At 55.8% G+C, this 16,434-nt stretch carries 15 protein-coding genes; 4 read left to right on the top strand and 11 right to left on the bottom strand.

Annotation, left to right across the window (positions count from 1 at the left end; translation table 11 throughout):
- The first annotated feature begins 11 nt into the window (after nt 1-11).
- Nucleotides 12-854, top strand: coding sequence for a substrate-binding periplasmic protein (locus FPL19_RS14905; protein ID WP_150913577.1), 843 nt, complete (start codon nt 12-14; stop codon nt 852-854).
- Between the two features lie 11 nt (nt 855-865).
- Here the strand turns inward: FPL19_RS14905 and FPL19_RS14900 are convergent, their stop codons facing one another.
- Nucleotides 866-1,402, bottom strand: coding sequence for a hypothetical protein (locus tag FPL19_RS14900; protein WP_225314448.1), 537 nt, complete (start codon nt 1,400-1,402; stop codon nt 866-868).
- A 306-nt stretch (nt 1,403-1,708) separates the two neighbouring features.
- Between FPL19_RS14900 and FPL19_RS14895 the strand changes: the two genes are divergently transcribed.
- Entirely contained in the window at nt 1,709-3,016 is a 1,308-nt protein-coding gene (locus FPL19_RS14895) for an ATP-grasp domain-containing protein (RefSeq protein WP_150913575.1), read from the top strand.
- A 111-nt stretch (nt 3,017-3,127) separates the two neighbouring features.
- Here FPL19_RS14895 and FPL19_RS14890 read toward each other — a convergent pair whose 3' ends face one another.
- The 3 genes from FPL19_RS14890 to FPL19_RS14880 form a co-directional block, all read right to left on the bottom strand.
- On the bottom strand, nt 3,128-4,231 hold the full coding sequence (locus FPL19_RS14890; RefSeq protein WP_191965289.1) for a histone deacetylase family protein: 1,104 nt from the start codon (nt 4,229-4,231) through the stop codon (nt 3,128-3,130).
- Nucleotides 4,232-4,273: 42 nt separating this feature from the next.
- Nucleotides 4,274-4,816, bottom strand: a complete 543-nt coding sequence (locus FPL19_RS14885; RefSeq protein ID WP_150913573.1) for a GNAT family N-acetyltransferase — start codon at nt 4,814-4,816, stop codon at nt 4,274-4,276.
- Nucleotides 4,817-4,903: 87 nt separating this feature from the next.
- Nucleotides 4,904-5,761: a LysR family transcriptional regulator gene (locus FPL19_RS14880; protein ID WP_150913571.1), complete on the bottom strand. Its 858-nt coding sequence runs from the start codon at nt 5,759-5,761 to the stop codon at nt 4,904-4,906.
- A gap of 123 nt (nt 5,762-5,884) precedes the next feature.
- Between FPL19_RS14880 and FPL19_RS14875 the strand changes: the two genes are divergently transcribed.
- A complete protein-coding gene (locus FPL19_RS14875) occupies nt 5,885-6,181 on the top strand; it encodes a hypothetical protein (protein WP_150913569.1) in 297 nt (98 codons plus the stop codon).
- Here FPL19_RS14875 and FPL19_RS14870 read toward each other — a convergent pair.
- Nucleotides 6,178-6,759, bottom strand: coding sequence for an acyl carrier protein phosphodiesterase (locus FPL19_RS14870; RefSeq protein WP_150913567.1), 582 nt, complete (start codon nt 6,757-6,759; stop codon nt 6,178-6,180). The genes FPL19_RS14875 and FPL19_RS14870 overlap by 4 nt on opposite strands.
- Nucleotides 6,760-6,889: 130 nt before the next feature.
- Between FPL19_RS14870 and FPL19_RS14865 the strand changes: the two genes are divergently transcribed.
- Nucleotides 6,890-8,305, top strand: coding sequence for a TrkH family potassium uptake protein (locus tag FPL19_RS14865; RefSeq protein ID WP_150913565.1), 1,416 nt, complete (start codon nt 6,890-6,892; stop codon nt 8,303-8,305).
- A 3-nt stretch (nt 8,306-8,308) separates the two neighbouring features.
- Here FPL19_RS14865 and glgP read toward each other — a convergent pair whose 3' ends face one another.
- From glgP to glgC, 6 genes are all read right to left on the bottom strand, one after another.
- The gene (glgP, locus tag FPL19_RS14860) at nt 8,309-10,843 is read right to left on the bottom strand and encodes an alpha-glucan family phosphorylase (protein ID WP_150913563.1); all 2,535 of its coding nucleotides are present in this window, start codon (nt 10,841-10,843) and stop codon (nt 8,309-8,311) included.
- Between the two features lie 30 nt (nt 10,844-10,873).
- Nucleotides 10,874-11,470 (bottom strand): SDR family NAD(P)-dependent oxidoreductase, encoded by a 597-nt coding sequence (locus tag FPL19_RS14855; RefSeq protein WP_150913562.1) that lies wholly within the window; start codon nt 11,468-11,470, stop codon nt 10,874-10,876.
- A 22-nt stretch (nt 11,471-11,492) separates the two neighbouring features.
- A complete protein-coding gene (locus tag FPL19_RS14850) occupies nt 11,493-11,855 on the bottom strand; it encodes a PilZ domain-containing protein (protein WP_150913560.1) in 363 nt (120 codons plus the stop codon).
- Nucleotides 11,856-11,961: 106 nt separating this feature from the next.
- Nucleotides 11,962-13,449, bottom strand: coding sequence for a 4-alpha-glucanotransferase (malQ, locus tag FPL19_RS14845; RefSeq protein ID WP_150913558.1), 1,488 nt, complete (start codon nt 13,447-13,449; stop codon nt 11,962-11,964).
- Complete coding sequence (locus FPL19_RS14840) at nt 13,446-15,173, bottom strand: glycoside hydrolase family 57 protein (RefSeq protein ID WP_150913555.1); 1,728 nt, start codon at nt 15,171-15,173, stop codon at nt 13,446-13,448. The genes malQ and FPL19_RS14840 overlap by 4 nt, the downstream gene beginning before the upstream one ends.
- Complete coding sequence (glgC, locus tag FPL19_RS14835) at nt 15,163-16,428, bottom strand: glucose-1-phosphate adenylyltransferase (RefSeq protein ID WP_150913553.1); 1,266 nt, start codon at nt 16,426-16,428, stop codon at nt 15,163-15,165. Before glgC ends, FPL19_RS14840 begins: the two co-directional genes overlap by 11 nt.
- Nucleotides 16,429-16,434: the final 6 nt, after the last annotated feature.

The following is a 16,434-nucleotide window of genomic DNA, read 5'->3' as shown; positions in this document are numbered from 1 at the left end:
GTCTCGATTTAATGACCTCTAAAAGGTACTTCCCACTGTTTGCGGCACTGTTGCTGATCCTGTTCAGCCAGAGTTCGACCTCTGCCGGGAAAATAAAGATCTCCTCCGGACACTGGCCTCCCTATCTGAGCCAGGCGTTGCCGGAAAACGGATTTCTTGCGCAGATCGTCAGTGAATCATTCCGCGTTCAAGGCTACGACGTCGAGCTGGTATTCCTTCCCTGGTCGCGATCACTGGCGATGGTTAAGGCGGGTCGTTATGCGGCGTCGGCGGTTTGGTCCTGTACTGAAGCAAGAAGCCGGGAGTTTTTGTATTCAGCGTCCATCCTGCCCTACCAGTATGTGTTCTATCACCGGGCTGATGAGGATTTCGAATGGTCGTCTTTTGACGATCTGAAAGGCAAAAGCGTCGGTCTGACTCAGGATTACAGCTACGGCACCACGCTCAGCGGTACCATCGACAGCGGCTTTATTACGGCAGATGTAACAACGTCTGATCTGGCAAATTTCAAGAAACTGCTACTCGGGCGCATCGACCTGTTCCCGATGGACCCGGTGGTCGGCGAAGCAATCATTAAAAATCAGCTTCCAGCCCAGTCTTTCCGGCTTGCGTTTCATCCAAAACCCCTACGACAGGCGCACTACCACCTGCTGTTTGATAAGGACTCTACCAAAGCCCCGGAGCTGAGGCGCGCATTCAACCAGGGACTGGCCGAGCTTCGTGAAAGTGGGCGGTATGAAGCCATCATCGCCAACGCGATTGCCGCCAACAGTCAGCCAGCAACCGCGGAAATGCTGCGGCACAAGCTGGTGGATTTCAGTGGATTCGTTTCCATTTGCAACCCCGGCGATTAATGTCCACGGTGTCAGGGGTGATAACAGGCATAAAAGTGGCGGATAAAGTCCTCATATTCTTGGATTTTACCGGTTTCCCGGCTTATAACGCTGAGAAATCCGTGCCCTACCCACCAGCCATACATTTCCGGGTTGATCCAGCGGTGCAGATCGTCATCACGCACGCCGCTCAGCCGCCCCACTTCGTCCACAAGACGGTCCAGAATGCTCTCATAACCCAGTCTGGTAAGCAGAAACTGATAAAGTGCATTGACGATTTCGCCCAGGCCGTCCGGTCGTTCCCGGTCGGCTTCGCTCATCTGGCCGGATAACAGATCCAGGTTTAATGCCGTCACCTGGGTCAGAAAGTTTCTGGCTCGCTCTGCGGAAATTCCGGAATGGCGGTAATCGCCCATGGCTACGGCAAGCAGGCGCAGTTCACTCAGGGCTTCCATTTCGGGCACACGTGCGTAAAGACCGTGCAGTCCACCGGGGGCTGCCATAACTTTCAGCGACGCTGCCAGCACCTCAGTGTTAGGCGCCGCAGGGTTGGCCTGGCGTAATTGCAAGTTCCTCAAGAGCCTTGTCAAAGGCCGCCAGTAAGGCATTGATCTCTTAAGTATATTTGTTCGTACCTATGGTTGCTCCAAATTGTATGAATCGGCTATCCATCGTAGGTCAACGATGCTCTTCAGGGGATCTGGTGGCAAACACTTCCGGACTTTTGTTTTCTATTTGTAACCACAGAGACTATATTGGTAAGGCTGATTGGGATTCATAAATCCAGTAAAACGACATTGTCTAAACGCTCAGATTACCTGGCGCGCTTTAATGTCGGCGCAATTAGTTCGGGTAGACAGCAAGGAGAACAATGAATGTCGATAACACCAGCAAGCGAACTGGCTCCAGAAGTAGCAGCATGGCGCGATCCGGAGATGCCCTCGGTCAAAGGCACAGAGAAGCCGAAGGATCCGAACAAAGGCTACATCGCCCTGCTCGGCTGGAGCGTCAATGCGATCAAGGCTGCACAGAACTTTGACCGTCGCTATATTGTTGTTGCGCCGGAGTGGGCTGCAGATTTTTGTACCGCCAACAACATACCGTTCATTCCATGGGATTTTATCCGGTTAAACGATCGCTCGATGGAGATCGCCGTACGGCTGAAAGAAGAAGGCGTTGATGTTGCCATCCCGCTCTTTGAAGAGACGGTTGAATGGTCCGGTGCGATCAACTCTGTCCTTATGGACAGCCCTCGCATGTATGGACAGTCCATTCTGTTCCGCGACAAGGCCCTGATGAAGCGCCGCGCCCAGCTTGGCGGCATTCGTGTAGGCATCTTTGAGGAAGCCCACGAAAAAGAAGACATCGTCCGCTTTATGAAGCGCGTCAACCAGACCCTGCTGAAACTCGACGGCGACCCGGATGACCCGATCCACGTCAAGGCGTTCGACAAGGCCGGCTGCCTGGGCCACCGGATGATCCGGACTCTGGAAGAAATCGAGCATATTCCGGATGAGGAATATCCCCTGCTGATGGAAAGCCACCTGAGTGGCTGGGAATTCGCGGTCGAAGCCTGGATTCACGATGGCAAGATCCAGTTCCTCAACATTTCCGAGTACGTCACTCTGGGTTATTCGGTATTTGTGCCGGCAACCAAGGAGCTTGAGAGCTGGAGGAATGCAATCACCAAGCAGATCGAACTGCTGATTAAGACTTTCGATATCAAGTTCGGCCTGATTCACCCAGAGTACTTCGTAACCGCAGACGGCGAGATGTACTTTGGTGAGGTAGCGTATCGCCCACCGGGCTTCAAAGCCTTCGAACTGATTGAAAAAGCCTACGGGTTCAGTGCTTATCAGGCGTCCATGCTTGTTTTCGATCCGAAGAGTACAAAAGAGGAAGTTGCTGCGTTCTTCCCGAAAGAAGTCGAGGGCGCGAAAGGTTATGCAGGCTGCTTCGGTGTTTATCCTCGCCGTCGTGTGGTCAGCAAGCTGGAAATGCCGCCTGAATGTGTGGACCACCCCTACTTCGAGTCCCACGAGCTGGTGGCGCCGACGGAAGAAACCGTTCCTGATCGGTCAGCCTTCGGTACTCACTGGGGTCTTGTGTTCTTCTTCGGGGACGATCCGATCAAGATGCGGGACTTGCTGAAAGCTCAGGAGGACCTGGACTTCTACGTCTAGTGACTGGCACAGCGAATTTAGAAGTCAATAAGTTGTAGCAGTTTAGACGCCCGTGATTCTGGTCAACAAGACTTCAGAATCACGGGCGTTCTTCGTTAAAGCAGCCCCCTGTTACTCGTCTTCATCACTGAAAGCGGAAAGGTGGAATTTCGCAGCCTCTTCCACTTCTTTTACACCCGCCTCGTACAACTCCGGAACATCTCCCCCCGAGAGTGTCTCAAGCACGGCGTGAACGCCCTTTGCCAGGGATGTCAGGTTGTAGCCACCTTCCAGCACCAATGCCAACTTGCCGTCGCAGTGCTTGTCAGCGACCTCCTGGATAATGCGCGTGATAACCTTGAAACCGTCGTAGGACAGATTCAGGGCCATATCATTACGGTGAGGATCGAATCCTGCCGAGACCAGCACCAGATCGGGCTTAAAATAGTCGGCCGCCGGTACAAGTATTTCCCGGTATGCCTTTTCAAAAGCGATGTCCCCGGCTGATTCCGGAAGCGGTACATTGACAGTGTAGCCCTCACCAAACCCGGCACCGACTTCGTCTATATCTCCGGAACCGGGATAGAATGGGGCGGCAACATGGGAATCAAAAAACAGGACGTCCGGGTCTGCCCAGAAGATACCCTGGGTACCATTACCGTGATGTGCATCCCAGTCGATGATCAAAACCCGCTCGCAGCCGAGTTTTGCCTGAGCATGAGCTGCCGCTACAGCAACGTTATTCAGAACACAGAAGCCCCGCGCCCGAACCGGCTCAGCGTGATGGCCGGGCGGGCGCACCAGCGCGAACGCGCTTTGACAATCACCTTTCACCACACTTTCAACCGCCGAAATGGCGTTGCCAGCTGCCGCCAGGGCCGCATTGATACTGTTGGGCGAGACTGCGGTGGTGTCCGAATCCAGCCAGACACTCTGCCCTGCCAGTGAAAGGATGTGATCAAGGTAAGACGCGGTGTGCACTCGGGCAAGCTGGTTATAGGTAGCGCTGCCTCCCTTCTTGAACTGGACACCGGGAATGGGATTTTGCTCCAGGTGCTCTGTAATCGCCGTCAGGCGTCCAGGGTGCTCTGGATAACTCCAGGTGAAATCCAGGCCCTTGAGAATATGCCTGACCCGTTTTTCGACCCGGCTTGGCATAAACGGTAGGTCTACCTCTGGATTGTGGCCCAGCATAATTTCATCGGTAAAAACATCAACACTACGGTCGCCTATCACCACCCTCTCCTTCTTCCTTGCGAATCTGATTCGGTTCCGGCGCTATGGCCGGTTTGCCAGGGCTTCCTGCACTGAGCTTGTGAATGCAGCGGCACGCACGCCAACCGTCTTGAAGCCCAGGCGGGACCAGGCGGCCTTCGCCTCTTTGTTGGACGCCGAGTATTCCAGGATGAGCTCGTAGGCGCCCCTTGCTTCAGCGAATGCAACCAGCTTGCGCAGCAAATCCGGGAAAATGCCCAAGCTGCGGTAATCCGTCTCAACCCATACATCATCGATAAACGCAGACCGGAACTCAACGTGGCTGGTCTGCTCCCAGATGCCCTGGCTGCGTAATACATAAATATAGCCCATACCTACCAGACCTTCCCCGGGCACTTCCGCCACGACCAGTTGCTTGTTGCCATCAGGCAGAGCGGAGCGTAATACCTCGAGAAGCCGAGCACTTTCGTCTTCCTTCAGGCTCTGGTGAGGCGCGCCAGACACGTGCAGGGCAAGCTTCGCGAGAAACTCTACCAACACTGGCAGGTCTTTTTCCTCGGCTTCCCGTATGAGATACCTCTTGGCTGGCTGCTTCTCTTTTACCATTCAGACCCTCTGATTCACTATGGCTGGTTTTCCTTGGATTTCAAGCACATCAATAACATGATTGAGCCGGTGCCGCCGGATCCTGCATCAGCTGTTGAAATCGGCGAAAGCCTCTTTCACGTAGGCGGTCAGCGCTTCGTTGATCGGGTTATTGCCACCGCGCACCAGCGAAATCTGATAGCTGCCCATCTCCGGCAGCAAATCTTCCCCCAGCTTGCGTAATGGCGCCCGCACCAGGCCCAGCGGGAAAGGGGCGATGGCCAGATCGGCCAGCATGGCCGCCTCCTGACCGGAAGAATGCTCGCAGGTGTAGGCAACGCGATAGGGTATGTCCGCTTGGTCCAGTGAATTCATGGCCATCCAGCGCCAGACGCACCCCTGGTTTGCGACTGCCACTGGCAGAGGTCGTTGGTGCATGGCGATGCCACCCTCCAGTCCGGCCCAGACGAGCGGTTCGGAATGGACAATTTCGCCCCTGGTCTCCTGACCTTCGTTGCCAACCACAACCAGAGCCATATCCAGCTCACCGGCATCCACTTTCTGCTGGTTGGCCCTGCTACTGCCCACTACAACGTCAATCTGAACAGCCGGATAGGACCGGGAGAACTGTGACAAAAGGCGCGGAAGAATCCGCGTACCCACGTCGTCGGAAGTACCAAACCCGACCCTGCCCTCGAGCTTCGGGCTGAAAAACTGCTGCATGGCTTCCTCGTTCAGTTTCAGAAGCCGCCGGCCATAACTGAGCAGCACTTCGCCTTCGGCAGTCAACCTCACCTGTTTCGCGTCGCGAACAAACAGTGTTTTGCCCACCGTTTCTTCCAGGCGTTTGATCTGCATGCTGATTGCGGAGGGGGTACGGTGAACCTGCCGGGCGGCGCGGGTAAAGCTGCCATGCTCGGCAATCGCCACGAAGCTTTTCAGTAGGTCGTTGTCGAGTAATTGCATGTTTGTGACCCGTTCAATTTTGCTTAACCAGAGTATCAGTTCTTTTCGTTTGATTGAACTTTGACCATATCCCATCATGAACACTGAAACAGACAAACACATCAGCACGACAGGAGGCCCACCATGACCACTGCGCAGCTTCACACTATGGGTCTTCACCCCAAAGCCATGTTCTCAGGAATGGTGCATGCGCCAGCAACCCTGGCCCGGCGAATGGCCCGCAGGTATGAATTCCGCAAGGCGTTCATTCCTCTGTTGGCAGAGCGCGACCAGATTCTGAACGATATCGGCTACCAGCGTTACGATATCCTCCGGGCGCTGCGGTTGCCTCTGAATGAAGACGCAATGGATTACATCGAGTGCAAGAGACTGACACGGCCTACAGAAGAGAGCCAGACTCGACTGACTCGTAAGATCTAATCGTCTAAGCAATTTCTGGCGTGTTCCCGAAGATCAGGGAAAAAGGACAGAAACAGCGATTCTAGCTGTTCATCCAGGGCCTTTATCTCTTCAATGATGCCGGCAAAGGAATGCCGGAATCGAATGCGCCCTGCCACTCGATCCAGCGCATACCCAATATTGTCCAGATCCTGATAAGAGCGGAACCAGTCGTAGCGCACGATCTGGCTAGTCACCGCCTGCATCTTTTCCGGCATTACCGCGCGGTTATCCATTAATTCGCGGTAAACCTGTTCAATAAACTCGTCGGGCTCCACGGAGCTGAAGCGATTCCAGTGCCGCAGCAGGTAGTGGTCGTAGAGAATATCCAGCGCGACCCCGCCGAACCGCCGACGCTGGTCCGAAAACAGGCGCTTGCTGGCGATCACGTCCGGATGCTGGTCGGTAAAGGCATCCACCGCCCGGTGATGCCGTAAACCTTCATGGACGGAATGCGGTAGCGCTTGCGTATTCAGACCCCTGGCAAAGTCCCCCATTAGGCTGCCGATCCGATACGGCTCGCTATCCGGTGCAAGATACATGTGCGCAAGATGATTCAACCGACCTCCTAATGAGTCGTGGGTACATTGTCATGTTACTGCAAGTAGATGTATTCTGACGCCCTCTCTGTCAAGCCGGCTTGAGCATCCTTTGAGAAATCTGATTCCTGTCATATTCATTGTCAGCGTCATGTTTATACTTTTGAGTATTTTCATGGTGTTGCCGGTGTTACTTCTAGCAAATTCTGAAGCGCCAAACGCCCTCGCGTTTGCCGAGTCTGCTGCCATTTGTCTTGGCGTCGGGGTTATTGGCATTCTGCTGACCCGCGGAAGCGCCAGTGACCTGAAGCCCCGCTTCATGTTCGTACTGACGGTCTCAAGCTGGTTTATCCTGTCCATGCTCTCGGGCCTTCCCTTTTACCTGAGTGATCTGAACCTGACACTCGCCGAGGCTTTCTTTGAAAGCACCTCCGGCATTACAACGACCGGCGCCACGATTCTGTCGGGGCTGGATTCGATGGACCAGGATCTTCTGCTCTGGCGTTCGATACTACAGTGGCTGGGCGGGATCGGCATTATCGGCATGTTCGTTGCGGTTCTTCCGTTTCTGCGCGTAGGCGGCATGCGGCTTTTTGCCACTGAATCGTCGGAATGGACGGACAAGGCGCTCCCGCGAATGAAAACGCTGAGCCGGGGCCTGTTGGTCGTCTACCTGGCCTTTTCCATCATTGCCGTGCTCACCTATTGGTTCTCCGGCATGACCCTGTTTGACGCGTTTAACCACGGTCTGACCAGCATTGCCACGGGCGGGTTCTCAACCTCCGACCTGTCCATGGGAAAATTCGACTCCAACCTCATCCTGCTGGAAGCGACATTCTTCATGATGCTCGGCAGCCTGCCGTTTTTCCTGTTTGTGCGGGAAATGCACGGCCAGCACGGGGTTCTGTTCAGGGATCAGCAAGTACGACTGTTCCTGACCATCCTGCTGGTCATCCCAGCTTTGCTAACCGCTTACCGCTACACGATTTCGGACGGAAGCCTGAATCTGATCGACGGTTATGTCGAGACCCTGTTCAACGTAACCTCCGTGGTGACGACAACCGGGTATGCCTCAAGCGATTATTCGGCCTGGGGGCCACTGGCCTTTGTGGTGTTTTTCTTCCTGATGTTCGTAGGCGGCTGCTCGGGCTCAACCGCAGGCGGGATGAAGATATTCCGTTTCCAGCTGTCCCTGATTGTTCTGCGCGAGCAGTTGATGCGGTTGCTGCATCCCCGCGCGGTGTTCACCAGAAACTACAACGGCAGGCCGGTCAGCGACGAAATCATTGCGTCTATGATCGCCTATACCTTTATCTTTCTGTTGAGTCTGCTGCTGATTACGCTGGCCATGGCGGCCCTGCAGCTGGATTTCATCACCAGCCTGACAAGTGCGCTTACCGTCCTGACGAACGTTGGCCCCGGGCTGGGCCCGATTGGTGGGCCAGCCACCAATTTCGCACCCATGCCGGAAATGGCGAAGTGGATTCTTTCTGTGGGGATGCTGATGGGCCGGCTTGAGATAATAAGCGTTGTTATCGTGCTCTCTCCGGCCTTCTGGCGAACCTGAAAATTACTTGAGCCAGAGTATCGCGGGGTTTTCGAGGGGCAGGTTCAGCCGATCATCGCGCACGCGAATCCTGGGGGTATAGTGCCCCTCCGGCCGTGAGGGCACCTCACATTCGTAAACATAAGTGTGGGCAGAACCACTGAGCAGGCGTTTGATTGTCATAGCGGCTACGGTTCTTGGCCCATATTCGGATTGTTCCGCGACAAGCTCAACCGCAATCCGCTGCTCGTCGATTCCATCCAGATAGACCTCGACCGCGAAAGTCTGCCCTTCGGAGACTTTGCTGGTCGTAAAGCTGTTGAATCTCAGCCGCGGCCAGTGCCTTTTTAAGGTGTTGTATTCTTCCAGCAGTGCCTTCGAGGTTTCCTGCGTGCGTTTGCTGCCTTTTTCGGCCATGGGCAGATAAAACCGTTCCACGTACTCACGCACCATTCGATTGGCAGAGTATGCCGCTGTCAGCCGGTCCATGCTCGCTCGCATCCGCCTTAGCCATTGTCGCGGAATACCATCGCTGTCCACGTCATAGAAGCCGGGAATGACCTCATTCTCCAGCAGGTCAAACAGCTCATCTCTGTCTGAAAGATCGTGATCGTGGTTGTTTGAACCACTGAGCTCATCGAAGGTGGCGCCGGGGCGAATGGCCCAGCCCACATCGGGATTCCAGGCCTCTGCCCACCAGCCATCGTACTGGGACAGATTCAGGCCACCGTTAACCAGCACCTTCATACCACTGGTGCCACAGGCCTCCCAGGGATGCCGTGGGCAGTTCAGCCAGACATCCACACCCTGGATCAGCTGGTTGGCCACGCCCAGGTCATAGTCTTCAATGAACACCACCTTGCCTTCCACATCCGGCCGTCGTGAGAACGCCTTCCACTGTCGGATGATTTCCTTGCCGCGTCGATCATAGGGGTGAGCCTTGCCAGCAAGCACAATCTGGATGGGGCGATCCCTGCTCTCCAGAAGCCTGAGCAACCTTTCCTTGTCTTTGAGCAAAAGATCCGGTCGTTTGTATTCGGTAAAACGCCGGGCAAATCCCAGCGTCAGAGTCTCGTGATCCAGCAAGAGACCGCAGGCGGCTTCGTGATTGGTTCCCGGCTTCTGCTCGCAATGCTGGCTTGCAAGCCGTCGGCGCAGGTAAGCGACCAGTCGGGTGCGTTGCAGGCGCCTCATCTCCCATAAGGCTTCATCGGTGATGTCTGTCATCGGACAGGATGTCTGGAGCGGCCGGCGCCAGCGGTCCTTGCCGCAGGCGCGAGTCCAGATAGCGTCGGATTCCGGTGAATCCCAGCTGGGCGTGTGGATGCCATTGGTCACATAGTCTGCAGGAATATCCGCGGCCGGCCAGCGCGGGAAGAACGGCTGGAAAATGGTCTGGGTAACCTTTTGGTGGATGCGGCTGACACCATTGAACCGGCCACTCATATTCAGCGCCAGCAAGGCCATGTTGAGCTTTGGACTGTCGGCGCTTTCACTGGCTTGACTGTGTTCGCTACCCAATGCCAGCAGATGGTCGACATCAAGCTCACGACCTTTGAGCCAGGGCGTCAGATACAAACGAAGCAGCGGCGGTGAAAAATGGTCGAATCCGGAGGCTACCGAGGTGTGGGTCGTGAACAGGTTGGTAGACCGGGTCGCAGTGCGGGCCGTCTCGAAATCGCTCTTGCATTCATCCTGCCAGCTGAAAGCCCGCTCGATCAGCGCCAATGCGCAATGCCCCTCATTGAGGTGGCACAAGCCCGGCTGTCGGCCCAGCTGTTTCAGCAGGCGCCAGCCACCGATTCCGAGCACCATTTCCTGCTGCAGGCGCTTTTCCGGATCACCGGTGTAAAGTTCGCTGGTAATGCCGCGGTCGCCGGGTTCATTTCTTGGGTCGTTGCTGTCGAGCAGCAGTAGTTCGCAGCGTCCCACCTGAGCCTTCCAGGCTCGCAGTCGCACGTTGCGGCCGGGGAAAGGCACAACCACCCTCACCCACTCGCCGCCGTCATCACGCAGGGGGGAAACCGGTAACATCGTTGGATCGTTGTACGGGTAGAATTCGAGCTGTTCGCCGTCGGTACTAATGGCCTGGCGGAAATACCCCTGTTGGTAGAGCAACCCCACCGCCATCACCGGTACGCCAAGATCACTCGCCGCCTTGAGAAAATCCCCGGCGAGTACGCCCAGCCCGCCGCTGTAGAGCGGCAGGGATTCACTCAACCCGTATTCCATGCAGAAATAGGCAATGCCTTCGCCGAGGTCACCCGGGCACTCGGATGAGTACCAGGTGTCCGCCTCGATAAATTCCTGATGTGCCGAGATCTGTGCGTTGTAGCTGCCCTGGAATTCCGGGTCCGCGGCAAGCTCCTCCAACCTGTCGCCGGACACACTGTTCAGCACCAGCCAGGCGTTTCGGGTGGTGTCCCAGATTTCAGCATCAAGTGCACGCCAGAGCTCGTCTGTGCCGTGGTGCCAGCTCCACCGCAGGTCCAGTGCCAGCTGAAACAGTCCATTCAGGGATTCCGGCAAGGACCGGGGGGTATAGGCTGCCAGGGTCAAGTTGATACTCCGGTCAGGTCGGTAAAAAAGTCAGTGGGCGGTGTATCCGCCATCAATCACCAGTTCACTGCCGGTTACAAACTTGGATTCGTCCGAGGCGAGATAAACCGCACCCCAGGCAATGTCATCCGGTTCCCCCATATGACCAACCGGGTGAAGTACCGCTGTCGCTTTTTTCGCCTCCTCAAGGTCCATTCCGGTTGTCTGGAGATGGGTCTCAACCAGTGGTGTCCAGATGAAGCCCGGATGAATGGAGTTGCACCGAATGTTCTCGGTGGCATACAGCAGGGCATCGGTTTTGGACATCAGACGAACAGCACCCTTGGATGCATGATAGGGAGGAATATCAGGCGCACTGACCAGGCCATAGATGGAGGACAGGTTGATAATGCTGCCAACGCCTGCTTTTTTCATGTTGGGAATGGCGTGCTTGGTACAGAAAAACACACCTTTCACGTTCACATTCTGAACAAGATCCCACTCCTCTGCCAATGCCTCGCCGTCCGGATCACGGCAATCAAGAATGGCCACGGCGGCGCCCTCTTCGGCCATTCGGGTCGCTGTCGCAGCCCCGATGCCAACGGAGCCGCCCGTGATCACGGCTACCTTACCTTTGAGTCGTTCCATGATCGTTCTTTCCATGGTGGAATCAGTAGGCTTGCTGCCGGCGAACCGGGAAATAATTGACCGGCATGTGATGGCTTTTCAGCCAGTGCATCAGCGACGAGATGGTGAAACTGTCGTTCTCAACGCCTTCAAAGTCGACACCCAGTCCCTTGTCTGATTTCCGGACCACGTGGGCCTTGAGGCGCCGGAACCGCTTTTCCTGGGTATCGGGAAAGCGGAATTCCAATTCTACGGTCTGGTTTAACTGAACATCGGTGTAATCCGTGGCAATAAACAATCCCCGCTTGGAGGCGTTCCGGATCAGACCGGTTGCCACGGGCATGCCGCGTTTATAGACCAACAAGCCAAGCTTTCCCTGTACGCGTTTACTGAGTCTGTGTTCCATATTCCCCCCTCGTGACTCATCAATAACGCCAATTGTTGATACTGCTTGTGTTTTATATCGAAGGTTTGGGAGCGACTCCTTGATGCTGATCAAGAAATGGTCAGTTCTAAGGAAGGCGCCCATGTCTCTGAACCGCTTCAGAGATAAGTTTTGACAGGTCTTCTTCAGGAAAATTCCAGTCAAGTTGCCAGATCCAGTTGTTAATCATCGTGCCCGGCGTGTTGAATCGCGCCTCTGTTCCCAGCGCAAGGAAATCCTGCATGGGTACAACAGCGAGAGAACAAACGGACCGGAATGCCGCTTCGATCACGGGCCATGGCATACCGTCACCAGTGGTTCCCAGGTAATCGTTCACGTACCGTCGGGTATGATCGTCCAGGCTTTGGTACCAGCCCAGGGTCGTGTCGTTGTCATGGGTGCCGGTGTACACAAGATCCCGGGCATGGTGATTGTGCAGCAGGTGGGGATTGTTGGGGCTGCCGTCGAAACCAAACTGCATCACGGTCATTCCTGGCAACCCAAACCGTTTGCGAAGCTCTTCCACATCTTCGCTGATGATGCCCAGGTTCTCGGCCACCAGCGGCAAATCCGGGAACCGGTCGAAGCAGGCCTGGAGAAAATGATCGGCTGGGCCGGGAACCCAGTAGCCAAATCTTGGTTGCGGCGTTTCGGCCGGAATTTCCCAGTAAGCTTGCAGACCGCGGAAATGATCAATACGGATCAGGTCGAAAAAATGGCGCTTGCTTTCGAGCCGTTCAAGCCACCATCGGTAACCGTCTTCCGCCATGGCCTGCCAGTTGTAGTGCGGATTGCCCCAGTGTTGGCCGTCGGACGAAAAGTAATCCGGCGGTACACCGGCAACGACCGTGGGCTCACCCTGGTCATTCAGTTTGAACAGAGCTCGATTGGCCCAGACGTCGGCGCTGTCGTGCGCGACGAAAATAGGAATATCACCAAAAAGCAGAATGCCCTTGCCGCGTGCATAATCGCGCAGTGCCTGCCACTGATGCTGAAACAGAAACTGTTCGAACCGTATCCGGGCCAGTCGTTCCCGATTCTGGTCAATGAAGGTCTGCAGCGCGACCGGATCACGATCTCTCAACGGCTCTGGCCATTGCAGCCAGCCCGGCGACTCCTGAACCTCCCGGATCGCGACGAAAAGGCAGAAATCATCCAGCCAATAGTCGTTTTTTGCCCGGAATTCCTCGAAACCGGTCAGATCAAGACCGTGTCGGGCTTCCCCCTTGCCATCGAAGAACCGTTGGGCAGCAATGTCCAGTAGCTGCTGGCGGGATTGGTCGATGGGCTTCGTGAGTTCCGTGTCCGCCAGCAGCCCGGCCTGCAGCACTTCCGACAAGTCGATAAAATCCTGATTGCCAGCGTGAGCGCTTAGAGATTGATAGGGAGAAAGATCCCGATGAGTCGGGCCAATGGGGAGCGTCTGCCAAACGGTGATACCGCTGGCGGCCAGAAAATCGACGAAACGACGCGCGCTGGCCCCAAGAACACCCAGGGTGCCGGGCAAACAGGTTGGATGCAGCAGCACACCCGCTCTCCTGACACTGAACAGATCATTGCCGCTGCTCAACGTCATGCCGGTTTATCCACTTCGTGTCCCGGTCGCATGGTTCCGCCACGGGCCGGTTCTCCGCTGCCCTGGCTTAGTTGCTGGAATACCGAAGGCGGTGCCGGGTAGCCGATCATGTCATAGAGGTTCACGAGATGGCGGCGGTATAGATGCTCGAAGTCGCTGACAATCTGCGCCGGGTTGTAGTCGCCAAACCACCAGAACCAGTCGGATCCCTCGCAGATCGCCAGTTGTTGCATAGCGGCCTCTTTCTGTTCGGAGTTGAGGCTGCCGTTATCCATCTCTCGGTCAAAATGGGTTTTCGCTTCACACAGCAGATCCCAGGCACGGTTCTTGTCCGGATCGCCGATCCAGGTGGAGAAAGTTCCGTAAATCCAGCTACCGGCCACAAGGTGTGGCAAATGAGCCGTTTCGGCCGTCGGCTGGGCCACAAGATCGCTGTAGGTGGTCAGTTTCAGCTTCGGATGATGTGCGAGCACGTGATACAGCTCGTTCAGAAAGTGAAAGCCATTTTCCGGGTAGTACTCCCAGGCATTTTCGCCATCCATGATCACGGAAATGACTGGCCGGGCCTTGCCTTTGCCCTGCCCGGCGATGTTTTCCATGTGATGAACCAGGTCGCCAACGGCATCCTTGGCATGCCAGTCCGCGTAGGTAAACCCTATGAGGTCGGAGAGGCCGTCGTCCCGAAAGAACACAGACGTACCCGATTCACCAAAGGTGTAGGGCCGGTGGATGCCATAGTCCGGTAATTCCGGGTCTGTTTTCCGGGCGCGGTTGAGGCTGTTGTGAACGACGGAATCTCCGCTGGCCGTCCAGCGGAACTGATGGGCGTCGAGCAAGCCCAGGGTGGCCTGGCTGAGGCCGCCCTCGGAGGCCCAACAACCGGATGGATCCACCCCGAAGAACCGTTGAAATACGGCTTTTGCCTTCTGGAGTTGCCAGCCAGCGCGTTCTTCACCGCCCGGATAATGAGTTTGCGCCGGCAAGGCAATGTCTGGCATGGCTTCGCGGGCGGACGCAAGATCGATCAGCAATGGAAGCATGGCATGGGTATAGGGGCTCACAGACAGTTCCACCTGACCCTTCCAGGCAAGGTGTCGGTACCTGGGGCCGATGCCGGACAACACGTCAAAGATCACATCCAATAGCGCTTGCCGATCATCCATCGAGAAGTTATGGCCCTTCTCCTGAAGACTCTGGATGCAGTGGCTTTCCCGGCGTATGGTCTCTCCCATCCAGCCGAGGTGGTACCAAACCAGCAAGTCCGACAGGAACCGGCTGGAAATGTACCTTTGAAGCTCCGGTTTACTGCGGTATACCTCGGCCAGCTCTGCCAGCCGTGCGTAGGCGGGATATCGATTGATAATCCGCTCGCGATTGGCACGAAGAGCTTTTTCCATCAGACTAAGAAAAGCGGGTGTGCCGGTTTCTGGCAGCTCTTCTGCCACCAGTGCGGCCAGCAGAGGATCGCCAATCTTCCCGGCACCGTGGCGCCAACGCTCCATCTGGATCAGGTAGGTCTCAATCTGCTCAAGCAGAACAGGCGCAAAATTGACGACCGCCCTCGCCTCCGGATTGCCTTCAAGATGTGCTGCCATGTCGCTGTAATCCTTGATGGTATGCAGGTATACCCAAGGGAACAGAAACTGGTCGGTGCGCATATCCTGGTAAGACGGCTGATGCATGTGCCAGCACAAGACAACCGGCGTTTTTGTGTCAGAGGCCATGGGGGTAATCCTGCCCGAGCATCTCGGGCGTGATCAGCACAATACCTTTGGGTGAAACATAAAACCGCTTCTGGTCTTCAACTGCATCAAAACCGATGCGTGTGCCCTCAGGAATCCGGCATCCCCGATCAATCAACGCATTTCGGATATGGCAGTGGCGGCCAATATCCACGTCCGGATAGATAACAGAATCTGATACTTGACTGTAAGAATGAACTTTAACCTGCGAAAACAGAAGGGAATGTTTCACCACAGCCCCGGACACGATACAGCCACCGGCCACCATGGAATCCACCGCCATGCCACGCCGATTGTCATCGTCGAACACGAACTTTGCCGGTGGCAACTGTTCCTGGTAGGTCCAGATGGGCCAGTGGGAATCGTAGAGGTTCAGTTCCGGGCTGATGCCGATCAGCTCAAGGTTCGCCTGCCAAAGGGCATCAACGGTTCCGACGTCCCGCCAGTAGGCCGGCTTGTTCTGAACGGGATTGCGGAATGGGAACGCAACCACGCGAAGGCGTTTGATCACGGACGGAATGATGTCCTTTCCGAAATCGTGGGAAGAGTTCCCATCCATTTGATGGTCACGCATCAGTTCATCAAAAAGCACCTGGGTGCTGAACACATAGATGCCCATGGAAGCCAGCGCCTTGCCAGGCTGACCGGGCATCGGCTGGGGCTGCTCCGGCTTTTCAACAAATTCTGTAACTCTGAGTTCATCATCGACCGACATAACGCCGAACGCAGAGGCCTCATCAATCGGTACCTGGATACAGCCGACGGTGATATCGGCATCGTTCTCAACATGATGGGCCAGCATGGTGCCGTAATCCATCTTGTAGACATGGTCGCCGGCCAAAATCAGTACGTACTCCGGCCTGTGGCTGCGAATGATGTCGAGGTTCTGTAGCACCGCATCGGCCGTTCCTTCATACCAGGAGGTTTCAATTCGCTGCTGGGCGGGCAACAGCTCCACGAATTCGTCCAGCTCTCCCCTCAGAAAACCCCAGCCGCGCTGGATATGGCGGATCAGGGAATGGGATTTGTACTGGGTAATCACGCCAACCTGGCCTATGCCCGAGTTGATGCAGTTGGAAAGTGGGAAATCGATAATCCGGAACTTGCCGCCAAAGGGAACCGCCGGTTTGGCGCGCCACTTCGTGAGATCGTGGAGGCGGGATCCCCGACCACCCGCAAGCACGAGGGCGAGGGTTTGACGAGTGAGACGACTGACGAAACGCTTGGCCGTTTGCATAGCTGC

The organism is Marinobacter halotolerans (assembly GCF_008795985.1).
GTDB classification, from domain to species: domain Bacteria; phylum Pseudomonadota; class Gammaproteobacteria; order Pseudomonadales; family Oleiphilaceae; genus Marinobacter; species Marinobacter halotolerans.
Note: the sequence above shows the minus strand (reverse complement) of the source record. Positions and strands in the feature narration are given on the sequence as shown.